This is a genomic window from Marinomonas piezotolerans (genome assembly GCF_003362755.1).
GTDB lineage: Bacteria > Pseudomonadota > Gammaproteobacteria > Pseudomonadales > Marinomonadaceae > Marinomonas > Marinomonas piezotolerans.
This window is the reverse complement of the sequence record NZ_QKRA01000002.1, coordinates 567,398-581,775: the sequence shown is the minus strand read 5'-3', so window position 1 is coordinate 581,775 and position 14,378 is coordinate 567,398. Positions and strand designations below refer to the sequence as shown.

At 48.0% G+C, this 14,378-nt stretch carries 13 protein-coding genes; 3 read left to right on the top strand and 10 right to left on the bottom strand.

Annotation, left to right across the window (positions count from 1 at the left end):
* Position 1: 1 nt before the first annotated feature.
* The gene (locus DN730_RS06720; RefSeq protein ID WP_115467330.1) at positions 2-1,135 is read right to left on the bottom strand and encodes a methyl-accepting chemotaxis protein; all 1,134 of its coding nucleotides are present in this window, start codon (positions 1,133-1,135) and stop codon (positions 2-4) included.
* 317 nt (positions 1,136-1,452) lie between these two features.
* On the opposite strand from DN730_RS06720, the gene DN730_RS06715 reads away from it, so the two are divergent.
* From DN730_RS06715 to DN730_RS06705, 3 genes are all read left to right on the top strand, one after another.
* On the top strand, positions 1,453-2,865 hold the full coding sequence (locus tag DN730_RS06715) for an esterase-like activity of phytase family protein (protein WP_170139009.1): 1,413 nt from the start codon (positions 1,453-1,455) through the stop codon (positions 2,863-2,865).
* A gap of 136 nt (positions 2,866-3,001) precedes the next feature.
* Positions 3,002-4,471: a cryptochrome/deoxyribodipyrimidine photo-lyase family protein gene (locus tag DN730_RS06710; protein WP_115467329.1), complete on the top strand. Its 1,470-nt coding sequence runs from the start codon at positions 3,002-3,004 to the stop codon at positions 4,469-4,471.
* An 18-nt stretch (positions 4,472-4,489) separates the two neighbouring features.
* A complete protein-coding gene (locus DN730_RS06705) occupies positions 4,490-4,645 on the top strand; it encodes a DUF2256 domain-containing protein (protein ID WP_115467328.1) in 156 nt (51 codons plus the stop codon).
* Positions 4,646-4,691: 46 nt separating this feature from the next.
* On the opposite strand, the gene DN730_RS06700 is transcribed toward DN730_RS06705, so the two are convergent.
* The 9 genes from DN730_RS06700 to DN730_RS06660 all read right to left on the bottom strand — a co-directional run bounded on the left by DN730_RS06700 (position 4,692) and on the right by DN730_RS06660 (position 14,362).
* Positions 4,692-5,066, bottom strand: a complete 375-nt coding sequence (locus DN730_RS06700) for a VOC family protein (RefSeq protein ID WP_115467327.1) — start codon at positions 5,064-5,066, stop codon at positions 4,692-4,694.
* A 107-nt stretch (positions 5,067-5,173) separates the two neighbouring features.
* Positions 5,174-5,881 carry a helix-turn-helix transcriptional regulator gene (locus tag DN730_RS06695; RefSeq protein WP_245957907.1) on the bottom strand — a complete coding sequence of 236 codons (708 nt, stop codon included), beginning with the start codon at positions 5,879-5,881 and terminating at the stop codon, positions 5,174-5,176.
* 225 nt (positions 5,882-6,106) lie between these two features.
* Positions 6,107-8,119 (bottom strand): methyl-accepting chemotaxis protein, encoded by a 2,013-nt coding sequence (locus DN730_RS06690; RefSeq protein ID WP_115467325.1) that lies wholly within the window; start codon positions 8,117-8,119, stop codon positions 6,107-6,109.
* A 308-nt stretch (positions 8,120-8,427) separates the two neighbouring features.
* Positions 8,428-10,317: a methyl-accepting chemotaxis protein gene (locus DN730_RS06685; RefSeq protein WP_115467324.1), complete on the bottom strand. Its 1,890-nt coding sequence runs from the start codon at positions 10,315-10,317 to the stop codon at positions 8,428-8,430.
* Positions 10,318-10,536: 219 nt separating this feature from the next.
* The gene (locus DN730_RS06680; RefSeq protein WP_115467323.1) at positions 10,537-10,953 is read right to left on the bottom strand and encodes a MarR family winged helix-turn-helix transcriptional regulator; all 417 of its coding nucleotides are present in this window, start codon (positions 10,951-10,953) and stop codon (positions 10,537-10,539) included.
* A gap of 8 nt (positions 10,954-10,961) precedes the next feature.
* Positions 10,962-11,888, bottom strand: coding sequence for a CDF family Co(II)/Ni(II) efflux transporter DmeF (dmeF, locus tag DN730_RS06675; RefSeq protein ID WP_115467322.1), 927 nt, complete (start codon positions 11,886-11,888; stop codon positions 10,962-10,964).
* Positions 11,889-11,977: 89 nt separating this feature from the next.
* On the bottom strand, positions 11,978-12,463 hold the full coding sequence (locus DN730_RS06670) for a DUF2306 domain-containing protein (RefSeq protein WP_245957906.1): 486 nt from the start codon (positions 12,461-12,463) through the stop codon (positions 11,978-11,980).
* Between the two features lie 97 nt (positions 12,464-12,560).
* A complete protein-coding gene (locus DN730_RS06665) occupies positions 12,561-13,340 on the bottom strand; it encodes a LytR/AlgR family response regulator transcription factor (RefSeq protein WP_115467321.1) in 780 nt (259 codons plus the stop codon).
* Complete coding sequence (locus tag DN730_RS06660) at positions 13,337-14,362, bottom strand: sensor histidine kinase (RefSeq protein ID WP_115467320.1); 1,026 nt, start codon at positions 14,360-14,362, stop codon at positions 13,337-13,339. Before DN730_RS06660 ends, DN730_RS06665 begins: the two co-directional genes overlap by 4 nt.
* Positions 14,363-14,378 lie beyond the last annotated feature (16 nt).

Below are 14,378 nucleotides of genomic sequence, written 5' to 3'. Positions count from 1 at the left end.
GTTACCCCGTTAGTTGAGCTAAATGTTGAGCGATAGTGCGCGCCTGATCGGCTGCTTGCAGGTTATCTGCATTCCCACGACGTACTTGGTCCGCTAGCTCGGCGATTTCTGCCACCGCTTTGCCTTGCTGCTCCGTACTGACCGCGACTTGATCAACCTGCCCTGTCAGTTGCTGGGTATGGGCTTGCACTTGGCTGAGCAGCGCTCGAACCGCTTCGGAACGTTCGGCACTTTGATGCGCCATGTCCGTCAACCCTGATACTTGAACCGTGGCTTCGCTGATATTCCCTTGCACCAAATCTATGTTGCGGCTAATTTCTCCCGCCGACTCCTGACTGTGCTGCGCTAAGCGGCGCACCTCGTCAGCCACGACCGCAAAGCCTCGACCACTCTCGCCAGCACGTGCTGCTTCGATGGCGGCATTCAGCGCCAAAAGATTGGTTTGGTCCGCAATGCTGCGGATCGTGCCCGACATTTCATTGATCGTGTGTGAGTTGTTGTTTAATTGCCGAATCAGTTCATTGGTGGCGATAGACTGTTGCGCCATCTCGGACACCTGTTGCACCAGATTAGTGAGTTGGGTGATGCCATCGTCCAACTGTTCGCTGGCCACAACGCCAGTTTGCCGCGACTGTTCTGCTAAGTTAGCGACTTCGACGATGCTCACATTCAGCTCTTCTACCGCGGCCGCCGCAACCGTCGCTGACTCGCTTTGCCCTTCAGCATTACGGGTTACCAGCGCAGCACTTTGTTTGAGCTCATGGGACGAATGAGATATTTCATCAAGACGTTGCTGTAGCAGCTGTTGTTGACGCTGTTCGCGGCTCAACCATTGCTGAAACCCGCGATTGAGGGGCTGTAACAAGATACTGTGACTCGCACTAACAGTCGCTTGATCATTCTGCTCGGCGGCCTGCTCACAATATGCCTGTAGCTGGGCGATCTCTTGGCGCAGTAACCATAAACTTGCGATCGAAAAATACGCCAGCACCGCCCAACATGCCGTCGTCAACCATGATGACATCCACCACTCTATCGTCACGGCCATCACGACCAGTCCGATCAAGGTCCGCACAACACCTGTCATGCCCAATGTATGCAGCAACAAAAATGCTGGGTAGCTAAGCCACTTCATATCCATCTCTCCTTTAGCGGCACTCCCAAAAAAAAGCGCCTGAATCCATTGCACCAGTCAAGCTGCGGATTCAGGCGCCTTTGCCTTGTAGGGAGTCATCCTACTGATTTCATTTATCTAGCCTATTTCAAAGCAATAATGATGCCATGCTACCCAAAGGGTCGTTACGGCTTCCAGAAAACCACTTTCCTCGTTACCTTCAAAAGCCGATCGATCAATGAAAAGCCTTATGCGAAGTGACCGAAAGGTCATGAAAGCGTCATGGTTGGGCCCTACGCTATAGAAACATCCCAACACTGTTGTTAAAGGCAATAATAATGATTACGAACAAAGTTATTTTAGTAGGGCTAGTCTCTACCGTCGTGTTAGCAGGCTGTATGAGCCAAACGACCACCTCTTCCGAGCAGCCTCTTAGCTTCTTAGATGACTTCCCAAAAAGCGGCACAACACTACCGTACTCTGTCTTGCGAGATGATTTAGTAGACGGAAAAACCAACGAAACCTTTGAAGTGCGCAATGGTGGGTTTGGCTCAGCGATGACCGCTCATCCAACGCGATCCAATCAGTTTTATGCATTAACGGACCGCGGCCCAAATGCCAATTACACGGGTGATTACGGCAAAGGAAAAACTTTCCCAGTTGCCGACTACACGCCCCGTATTGGTTTGTTTGAGGTCGCTGACGACGGACAAGTCTCCCTCGTGAAGCAGATCTTGCTGCACCGTCCAGATGGTACTTTGATCTCAGGCTTACCTAATTCTTCAGCATTGGGCGGAACAGGTGAAACGCCTTATCACGCTAATGGTATGCCAGTACTCATGGACGATAGCCAACCTTATAACCAACAAAGTAACCCCATTAAACTGGATGACTATGGATTAGATGGCGAAGGATTGGTCGCGCTGAAAGATGGTAGCTTCTGGATCAGCGACGAATACGGTCCACACATCGTTCATTATGATGCTAACGGCATCGAGATCGGCCGTATCAATGCGTTCCAAGCAGATGCTCGTAACACCCATTACTTACCTGCCGTCTTTCAACATCGTCGAGCCAACCGCGGCATGGAAGGGCTTGCTATTACACCCGATGAAACAACACTCGTCGGCATCATGCAGTCCACAATGAAGAACCCGGATAAAGCGGCTCAGAAAGGCAACTTAACACGTATTGTGACCGTCAATTTGAAAACTGGCGACACCGAACAATATCTGTATCGCCAAGAAAAAAATGAAAACTCAAACTCCGAAATCGCCGCGTTGACTCAGGATCAGTTTTTAGTCATTGAGCGAGATGGCAGCTTTCTGCTCGGTGGTCCCAAAAAGGCGAACCCTAACGCCCAAAAACACGTATACCGCATCGACCTAAGCACCGGAACACCCTTGTCTCAGGTGGCACTATCGGATTCCGTTAAACGCGATCCGAACCATGGTTTGATGATTGAGGGCCTAACCTTAGAGCAATATGCACAGCAAAATGGCTGGTCCGCTTTGGCCCAATATGGCATCCAACCTGTGAGTAAATCGTTAGTCGTCGATATGGTCAAAGAAGTGTCTTACCCACATGACAAAATGGAAGGTCTATGGGTCATTGACCACCATCATTTGGGCGTCCTTAACGACGACGACTTTGCTACGTGGTCGACAAATGGTCAACTTGAGCAAAAGTACCTAAGTACAGACCAAGTTGATGCTAACCAACTTTATATCATTAAAGCCGATTTGCTTTAGAGATACGATGCGCCAAAGGATTACGACATCTTTTGGCGCACTTCCCTCCTCTGCTTGATTAGCGTATCAAGCACCAATCCAAGACAGCATTGCGGACGTATTGAATCAAACTCGCTAGGAGTGATTGAGGATCCGAATGCGCACAAAAATCAATGTGGTATGGTTCAAACGTGACTTACGGTTATCGGACCACGAGCCCTTAGCGGCAGCGTTTGATTCACCTTATCCCACGTTAATGCTATATAACTTTGAGCCGATGCTACTCGCAGATGAACACTATACGGCGAGACATTGGCGCTTTGTGTGCCAATCTCTTGACGATCTTAATCAACAACTGGTTCGCTTCCATGCTCGCATTTGGATCTTTAACCAAGACATGATCCGTCTGCTCATTTTTTTGCATCAACAATTTGAGATTCAAGCACTCTATAGCCATCAAGAAATCGGCTTGAAAAATACATTTGATCGCGATTTAGACGTCAAAGCTTGGTTAGCAGAACAGAATATTGCATGGCACGAATTCGCAACGGGCGCGGTCATCCGTGGTTCGACGCAGTCTATTGATTGGCGTAAACATTGGTATCACGTGATGGAGGGGAAGCAAGTAACACCAGATTGGTCTCGTTTGCAGCCGGTAGCACTGGAAGACTACCAACCTCCCGAACTTGACCCAGCGTATACGACCGTCACTGCAGAATTTCAGCAGGGAGGTCCAAAAGCCGCCAGAGAAATAATGAGCAGCTTTTTTAGTACCCGTGGTAAAGGCTATCAAAAAGGCATCTCCAGCCCGAGCTTGAGCCAAGAGCATTGCTCCCGTTTATCGCCCTATTTAGCATGGGGGAATCTCAGCGTTCGACAGGTATACCAAGCCACCAAAGCCTTTCTGCAAGACGCGCCATATGGCTGGAAGAAACCAATGCGCGCCTTTTTATCCCGTATTCATTGGCACTGTCACTTTATGCAAAAGTTCGAGCGTGACTGCCAAATGGAGTTTCTACCTCAAAACAGCGCGTATCAGGCCTTTGGCTATCGCACCGATAATCAGGTCGCAGACGACATTGAACGCTTTCAGGCCGGCCAAACAGGCATTCCGTTAATCGACGCGTGTATGCGTTGCCTGAAAGAAACGGGTTACATCAATTTCCGTATGCGGGCGATGCTGATTAGCTTTATGACGCACCATATGAACATTCACTGGCGAGAAGCCAGCTTACCCCTAGCGCAGTACTTTCTTGATTTCGAACCTGGTATTCATTATCCACAGGTACAAATGCAAGCCTCTGTCACAGGGATCAACACCATCCGCTTATACAACCCAATCAAACAATCCATGGAAAAAGACGCTGACGGCGTGTTCATTCGTCGCTGGTGTCACGAGCTAGAGCACTTACCCGATGAATACCTGCACGAACCTTGGAAACAACCGCCTATGGAAGCCATCTTCAACGACTTCAAACTGGGCGACGATTACCCATTCCCTATGGTCGATTTAGACAGTGCGGCAAAAGCCGCTCGCGAGCGTTTATGGAGCTTCCGCAGTCGCAGCGATGTGCGCAGCGCCAGCAAAAACGTGTTGCAGCGCCACGGCATGCAATCCAGACGATGATTTGTGGCAGAGGAAGACATGGCACATAAGAAACCCCATTTACCTGAGAAAATATGCCCAGTCTGCGAGCGAACCTTCGCATGGCGCAAAAAATGGGAGCGTGATTGGCCTCACGTTAAGTTCTGTTCTGAGCGATGTAAACGTCAGAAAGCCGTCTTAGAGCGAAGAGATTAGGGAAGCACCGCTAGCGCGATACTCCCCACAGGCAACGCCTAATCGTCTACCTTTCTACGTGCATAAAGCGTAACCGATGACCATCTGGATCAAGCGCTGTGAAGGCTTTACCAAACGACAGTTGACGCGGAGCCTGTATCACATCAGCCATAGTGGTCACTTTATCGAATAGGCGTTGCAACGCCTCTTCACCACCTGTACCAAAAGCCAATTCACAGCCGCCTTTTGTACCTAACTTGCCTGCATCAGGTACCGCAGGCTCGACGTCTTCTTGTTGCCAAAGACGCAATTGGCCCCCTTCCAATTCAAACAAAGCAAAAACATCCCCTAAATGGGCAGGTTCCCGCTCGAAAAGATCTCGATAAAACGCGACGCTTTTTGGGATGTCCGCAACATATAACACCGAACCGGCAAGATTCATGACCTATCTCCTTTTGATTAATGGACTCAAGGAGTGTATCGCCACGTACTGACAACTTTTGTCAGTAGCGACGCATCACGTCATGATTATTGTCTCGGCTGGTCTTGTTATATTGGCCATGATTCAGGAATCCCCTCCTCAACACGCCATTGCTTAGCTAACAGACGCTTGCTGGTTGGGTAACGCTCTGCGGTGATGATGAGGTTTTGCATGCGATCAACTCGGAAATGTCTATTGGCGTTGCGGGTTTCGCACCACGCTACCAATACCGTTGCCTCAGAAAAGTAACCCATCGCAAACGGCCATACGCGGCGGGTCGTCAGCGCGCCTTGCGCATCTTGATAGTCGAACTCAATCACGCTCTCTGTGCGGATGGCTTGCCGCAATTCATGGCTCGCTTGCGGGTCGGTGTTTTGTCTACTCCCCACCAACAGCGTATTGTGGTGCACTTGATCGACGACTTCAGCGGGGAGCGCATCCAGTACCTTTGCCATGCATGAGGAAGCACTGTTAGCCAGCTCTGGGTCAGTATTACGCTTCAACCAACGCATGCCCAGCACCAACGCTTCAATTTCCTGTTCAGAAAACATCAGTGGTGGCAACCAAAACCCAGGCTGCATTTGATAGCCAATTCCCGCTTCCCCTTCGATATGAGCACCCTGACTTTGTAACGATCTAATATCGCGATACACCGTGCGAACACTGATTTGCAAACGCTCACTGATCGCTTCAGCCGTAATGGGACGACGACTTTGACGCAACAAATCCAACAGTGCTAACAAACGTTCTGAGCGAGTCATACCCGAGTTACTCATACCTTATCTAATCGAAAACGTTACATAGATCGCCATTAAACGCCACGGACACCCCCAACACAATAACGATAGGCCATGTTCAACATGGTTAGCTATTTTAGACCGATCATTCATCGTCCACGTGTCGCTTTCAATAAAGCTGGTACACCTTAGTGCTAAAACGAAAAAAGCCAGACGAGCAATGCTCAGCTGGCTTTTGTCTAACTGGATTAAACCGCTAGAAAACTACTTTTTACCATCGCCAATATTGAACCGATGTACCAAGTCCTCCAACTCTCTGGCAATGCCTGAGACCGAATCACTAGAGTGGTTGGTTTCTTTCACTTTATCCAGTGTAAGGTTCGCGGAATCCTGCACCTGATTCAGCGTACGGTCAATTTCTTGAACGGCTGCACTTTGCTGCTGAGTCGCCCCAGCAATATCAATGTTTTTCGCACTGATTTCTTGGATAGATTGACCAATAGAAATGAGTGCTTCCCCCGCCAGCTTGGCTTGAGCCACCGTATCTTTTGCTTTTTCATTGCTCGCGCGTATCGCTTGTGCGCTGGTCTTACTGCGAGCTTGAACTTGTGTGATGATGCTTTCAATCTGAGTAATCGACTCACTGGTGCGGTGCGCAAGGTTACGCACTTCATCAGCCACCACAGCAAAACCACGCCCCATCTCACCCGCTCGCGCCGCTTCAATCGCCGCATTGAGCGCCAATAAGTTCGTTTGTTCCGCGATGGCTTGAATCACTTCCAGAACCGAGGTGATCTCACCGATGTCTTTCTCTAGCAGTGATACATCATTCGTTGTATTTTCCAAATCACTTGCTAGGTTCTCAATCGAAGTAATCGCTTGGTTGACGCTTGTTTCACCTTTCTGTGTATGCTCGACCCCCGTGTTGGCGAGGGTTCGTGCTAAGTCTGCGTTTTGTGAGACGCTTTCAAATACGGTCGTCAGCTCAGTAATCGCACTGGCAGCGTTTTGCAACGCACCGGTCTGATTTTCAAGCTGGCTGTTGGATGACTGCGCCTGTTGATGCAGCATCGAGGACATATTGGATAGCTGCGAAGACTTATCAATGATAAAGACGACCGTCTGCTTTAATCGCTCTTGCATATCTTGCAAGGCGCTCATTAGTCGGCTGCCTTCATCATTTCCCGTAATGACGATCGGACGACTCAAATCACTGCTGGCAATGATCTCCGCCGTTTTCATCGCTTGTGACAAACGCCCTAACAGCGGTTTGGTAATCAAATACACACCAAATGTCAGCAGTAATACCGACACTATGCCAGCTATCGACAACATCCACATCAGTGTTTTTGCTTGGCTATTCACACTGGCCAAATAGCTTGATTCCGGCAGCGTCACGAGTAATCGGAAGCGTCCCATAATCGAATCACTCAACACCGCTTCATGGGCCTGATCCTTAAATTCAAACTCAAACTTAGACGACGCATCCGTTGCCGTATTTTGCAACGCAGCTTGTACCGTTGGATAAGTGCTGAAATCGAGATTAAGAATCGCCTCCTGATCGTTCGAAGACAACACCAAGCCGGATTCATCCAGCAAATAGAACCCTAATGCTTCGGTCTCAGAGGCACTCGACTTCTCAACGCGTAGCAAGTTATCCGCAACACGGTTTAACAACACCGCACTATTGACCACCGCAACCGTTTCGTTAGGCTTTTTCGCGGAGTATATAGGGCTCGAAATCATCAGAATCTGCAAATCAGTAATCGGCGATATTTGCGCGTGCCCGACATAGGTTTCCCCAGTTTTCAAAACACGACGACCTGAATAATCACCGCTCTCATTCGCTGGGCCCATATCGTAACCCACCGAAACACCTTGGAGACTGTCGGCGACGATGATGTCCTGAACATCTATAAATACATTTTCATAGTCAGTATCGCCTGCTGGATAAATAGAGCTTAAATATTGGGTGGCTTGATTGGCGGCTTCTTTGGCGTCGCCAGAATCGATGATGGTGTCTGCTAACGACCTAATGGTGGGTGATGCCGCGACAGAACGGTTGAAATCTATGACTTGGTTTAATGCTAAGTCGATGGCTCTGACCTTCTCTGCCCCGACCACTTGTAGCTGCTGTTGAGCCGTTTTTTCTAAATTGGCAGACGATAGCATGACCACCAAATAAATGATTAATGCCATGACCGCTACGAGACATATGGCGATCCATACCGCAATTTTCACAAACAACACGTTACGCTTCGAATGTGCTTCCGCCATAGCAAAACCTCTTTATTATAATTTTGAATCGATTCGAAAAGATAAGCATAGAATTAAATTTGCTCCAACGGCACACATTTAACAAGTTACTTCTTTCAATTAATTGTAACGGTTTGCGTAATGGCGTCTCAGAGAGCTATCTAACCAGCAATAAAAACAGTCGATTCTGAATGACCAGAATCGACTGAGAGACTGAATGATAGAAATACATCTTGAAGAAATAATAGAGCTGAGGCCAAAGAGAATACTAAGCCCATAGAGATCAAAGCTTTGAAAGACTGACAGCTTTCACTTCACCACGACATTAGTTAGATATAGCGATGAACAATCTCAGAAAGTTGCGCTGATTCTTCAGCGAGGCGTTCCCCTTCTTGATCCACTTGGTTGATGGCGTCAAGGGTGGAGTCAGCGAGGTCGGAAATGGCTGATATATTGTGGCCGAGTACGTCGGCGGTTTGGGCTTGTTCGGTTGAGCCTGCAGCAAGTTGCGCACTCATTGAGACGATGCCATCGACCGCATGGTGAATTCGCTCTAACGCGTTTTCCGCTGCGGAGGTGCTGCTCACACCGACTTGAGCATATTCATTGCTTTGCTCCATTAGCCCGACCGCATGCTGTACGCGGTTGCGTAAGCCTTCGACTAGATTTTGGATTTCTTCGGTAGAACCGCGGGTACGCTGAGCAAGACCGCGCACTTCGTCGGCTACGACGGCAAAACCACGACCACTTTCACCTGCTCGTGCGGCTTCAATGGCGGCATTAAGAGCAAGTAAATTGGTTTGCTCGGCGATGTCTCGGATCACATCAACGACCGAGTTAATTCGGCCACTTTGTTCACTGACGTGGACAACTGACTCGCTCGATTCAAGGATGACTCGATTAAGACTGTCGATGGCCTGCTGTGTATCGCGCACCACGCTGTGCCCTTCGGACACGGCATTTTGCATGACTTCGGTTTGGCGCGCGGTGTCTTCCAAATTCACTGCCATTTCTTGGGCGGTGGCCGCCATTTGCTGCGCTGCGACAGCGGCTTGCGAGGATTCCGCTTGCTGCTGGCTAGCATTATGACGCGCTTTGGCGGTGAGTTCAGCATTGACTTTTGTGGTGCTGTATAAGTCATCACTGACCGTTTGAATGCCTTTGAATTCATCCTGTAGCTTCGAAATAAAGCGGTTAAAACTACGGCTCAAGTCTGCGATCTCATCACGCCCGGTAATGTCTAATCGTTGACTCAGGTTAGCCGAACCTTCAGCAATGTTATGCATCTGGACAGCAACCACGTTAATGCGTTTGGAAACCGTCACCGCTACGAAAGTGATCATACCGACACCAAACACAATGGCCACCACGAGCATAATCCCTAAGGTAATGATCAACTCTTTGGCGAACGCTTGCTGAAGTGCATACAACTCCTTTTGGACCGCCTCAAAGTTCTCTTCGGTTTGATGCACCTGATCACGCATATCCCCTAGTAAACCAGCTTCGGGCGTTAGACCCACTGTTTTCATTTTTTCTACTAGGGCTTGAAAATCTTGTTGGTAGGCAAGTATTTGTCGTTCGACCTCAGCCTGTTCTGAAGACGATAGCTCAGACTGCTTCAATAACGTGACAAAACGGTTAATGTTGTCGTCGTGACGGGTGAGGTATTTTTCATCTTGTCGCAGCAAAAAATCTTTTTCATTACGGCGCAAGGTCAATACCGCGGCTTCAAGCTGATAATTGCTAAAGGATAAAATGGTTTCTTCCACATCGTGTACAGTATTTCGCAAAGCGTTTCGTAGGCCTTGAGACTCAGATAACCCGATTTCTTTCTTTAACGCCGCAATTGTTAAGAAACTTTCTTGGTATCCCGCCAAATGTTGCTTTAGGTTTTGGATATTGTTTTGAACATGGTCCGAATCACTGCCGTTGAGTGGAGAGGTCATCAGTTGATTGAGATCGTCGAGCAGTGCCTGATAGTTTTGATCGAAGGACGCTACATATTTTTCTTCGTTACGCGTTAGAAAATCTTTCTCATCCTTACGCAGCAGCAACATTTGCTTTTCACTGTGTTCGGACAATTGATTTAGCTGAAACAAGTCCTGAACTTTACCTGCTTCATAGTAGGCGAACATCGCAATACTTATGAGAGTGAGGCCCACAACAAACGCTGCGAAATATAGTTTGTGCTTAATGGAACCTAATACGTGGCTAAACATACGCTTTGCATCCCCTGCTCTAACACATCCTGAAGAAACTAATGTGACTCAAATCTTATATAACGATGTAACTGAATGTAATAAACATGTAATTAAAACGCAATTAAAATGAAACATAATTGAAACATTTAGATGTATTGCACTGGCAGGAACAGAATATCAGTGGACGAAAAGCATAAGTATGCGGTTTTTAAAGACGTAAAGGGGCGCTTTTAGGGCTTAAAATTCTTGGTTCACTTTACTCAACAGTGCGATCAGGGCATCTCGATCGACTTGGCTTAGGTCTTTGGTGAGCTCTTCCGTCAAAGACAGGTGCAGCGCATTATGATGCTCGTGTATGGCTTGCCCTGCATCCGTTAATGCCACAGTGATAGAACGTCGATCCTGTTCACTGTATCGACGCTGCAACAGGCCGAGCTTGACCAACTTATCCACTTGAACCGTCAAAGTACCAGTCGTGATGCCCAAATGATGGGCGAGGGATTTCATGTTCATTGCACCGTGGTTGCCAAGCACTTCAAGAGTGTGCAACTGTGCCAATGAGTACTCAGATTCACGTACAACAGAAGACTCCCACGACGCCATCTTGTCGTAAAATTCAGTCAGTACTTTGTTTAATGAAACGATTGTCGACATAGGTCGTCCTAAGCTGGGTTGACTTCAATGACTAGGTGATTGATTTTATCAAAGTCCCCTAACAGTTGTTTAAAAAACGCTGGCTCACGCATTTTCTGATCTTTTAATGTCAGTGTGGCACAGAAATGATCAGCACTGACTTTCCAAATATGCAGATCTTGTAATGACACATCGGCTTGTTCAAGGGTGGCTGCAATACGCTGTTTATAGCTCTCATCAATGGCTTTATCGAGCAAGATCGGCGAGGTTTGCTGCATCAGCCCCCATGCCCACTTTGCAATGATGACACTTCCGACCACGCCCATAATAGGATCAAGCCACGTCCAACCGACAAACTTACCCACCAATAAGGCAGCAATCGCCAATACGGATGTCAACGCATCCGTTAGCACATGAATGTAAGCCGCTTTAAGGTTATGGTCTTGGTGTGAGTGCGGCTGGTGGTGATCGTGCCCATGAGTATGAGAATGGTCATGTGTATGAGAATGATCATGATGCCCTAGCAACAACATGCTGAGCAGATTGACCACCAGACCGATTACAGCGACTAAGATGGCCGCGTTGAACTCGATCTTAACAGGGCTGACCAAGCGATGCACTGACTCAAACAGCATTCCTAACGCCACCATGCCAAGCAACATGGCACTGGTGTAGCCACCCAACACGCCCACTTTACCTGTGCCATACGAAAACTTGCCACTGTGTGAGTGTTTACGTGCATATCGATATACAAACAGAGTGATGCAAAATGCCGCGGCATGCGTCCCCATATGCCAGCCATCCGCCAGCAATGCCATGGATCCAAATATTGTACCGGCACCGATTTCCAACACCATCGTCACAAAAGTGAGTGCCAGAACATAACGCGTGCGTCGCTCATTTTTAGCGTCGAAATAAGAGAACTGATCGACTTTGTTGCAATTTGGTATGGTCATAAAAATTTACTTTGATTATCAAATATAAATACAAGGTAGATTATTTGATAATCAAAGTAAAATAGATTTTTGATCAATTCGCTCTCAATCTAACCAATGATGCCGAATAGCCAACCATGCAACATACGCCCCGGCATAAAGGTAAAACCACCTGCTATGATCAAGCCTCCAATGTATAGGCCGATCATCGATTTAGCATGCCGCTTCACATCACCACGTCGAATCGCAAACCACGCCTCAAACACACTCTCAATTGCCAATAAGCTAAACAAATGAATCAGGCCAAAATGATTAAACAATGTGGGGCCTACTTGAGCGGGCATCATTAACGTGATGATCGCCGTCAACAGCATACTCACCATATAAAAGCGACCGAGAGAACGGTGCAAAGGGGTGCCTTTGCGGCTTAGCATTAGATATGTTCCCACAGCAAAAGCAGGGAGAATCGTCGCCAAATGCCAATAAACGAGCGTGTAATAGTATTCCAGTGCGCCAACTGCCTGCATGGCAGTGATATAGGTCGCCGCCAATACAAGTACCGCGAACATTGGATAGATAACGTTTTGCTTGGTCATGGTATTACCTCAGTTACATGTGAGGCATCAGATTAGCGCGTTGGGCCAAGCAAAAAAGCCGAGTGCGATAAACGGTAAATACCGCTAATAAGTGGTCTTAGGCAGGCTTAAAGCGACCTGAAAAACGTCGACTCACCGGAATGATAGCGTCGCTGTATTTTAGATGTATGCGCAGTTGACCTGTGAAGGTTTTCTCAACCCGCGCAATCTGATTAACCTGAACTAAGATGCTACGATGCACGCGCCAAAACTGGTCAGGGTCCAACCATTCTTCCAACTGCCGTAGACTTTTTCGAATCAAGTATTCGCCCTCAGTGGTGATGACCGTGATGTATTTATCCCCCGCCTGAAAGTAAAGCACGCTGTTGACGTCGACGACGAAAATATCATCACCTTTACTTGCGTTTAACCAGCGACTGTAGGTTTGGGGGCGAACCTGCTCCGAAAGTAACCGCTCAAGCTTGGTCAACGTTGCTTGCTGATCCAGAGCAGAGACAGCCCCTTGCAGAAAGCGATCTCGCGTCTGTTCCAACCGACGTTCATCAATTGGTTTTAGGAGATAATCCACCGCAGCGAGATCAAATGCCTGCAATGCATATTCGTCAAATGCGGTCAAAAATACGATCTTCGTGTGTGGTGATAACTCAGGCTGTTGCTGTAACTGGCGCGCCACATCAAGCCCGCTGGACTCAGGCATTCGAATGTCCAAAAAAGCGATATCAGGTTGCGCCGCGGCAATTAACTCCAGCGCTTCCGTGCCGGTAGATGCCATGGCTACGATGTCCAAGTCGGACCAAACCTCTGCCAGTAACTTTTTCAATGTCAGGCGCAAAATAGGCTCATCATCCGCAATGATCGCAGTCTTAGGCTGAGTCATAATGACAGGCTCCTTGGCAAGCGAATCTGCACCCGTGTGCCGTTTGCTTCGTGTAATGGTTGTATTTGCAAATCTGCTCGTTGCTTAAACAGGGCGTGCAGTCGCTCCCGCACATTTTGGATCCCCACTCCATGCCCTTGATGCTTGCTCTCACCAAATCCTACTCCCGTATTACGAATCTCTAACTGCAAGCTATCAGATACATATTGCGCAGAGACCGTTACCTCGCCCCCCGCAGCATTCGGTTCAATACCATGCACCACCGCATTTTCGACCAATGGTTGCAATAAAAGTGGCGGGCAATGACTTTGAGCAAGTGCATCGGGAAGCTGAATCGAGTAAGTAAGCCGGCCACCTAATCGAATTTTTTGGATATCCAAGTAATCGCCAATTAAGCTGAACTCCTGCGCCAATGTGCCTTGCTGACTTCGACTGCGCTGCAAGCTGACACGCAACATAGAGGCTAATGATTTGATCATTTGCTTCGCTTGTTGTGGTTCAGTGTCCACCAATCCTTGCAGCGTCGCCAGTGTATTAAACAGAAAGTGAGGCTCGATTTGGCTTTGCAATAGTTTAAGTTCACTCACTGCCAGTTGATGATCTTTTTGCGCCGTGAGCGCGGCCTGTTCAGCGACTTCGCGGCGGAGTTTTTGCAGCCGATAGGTGGAAACAAACAAATAAAACACGACCCCACAAATCACGAACGAGAAGAAAAAGTTAAACGCGATCAGGCTCCAATAGCCGGATAAATTATCCCAACTGAATTCATCAAACATGATGGTCATAAGATGCACCATACCGATCGTGAAACCACCGACTAATCCAATCGCATTGCTCGCCCAAGTGGGAATCGACCAAGGTAACCAGCAAACTAGGTTTACAATCAAGATAATCGACCAACCAAAGGCGCAAGCGATGCGTAAATTGAGCCAATACCCACCTTCTGTTAAAGCATTGGTAAACACTGCAATAAAGAGGCATATCAGCGTAGTAATCAACAGCTCCTTGACGAACCCAGACATAAACCTATCCCTCACT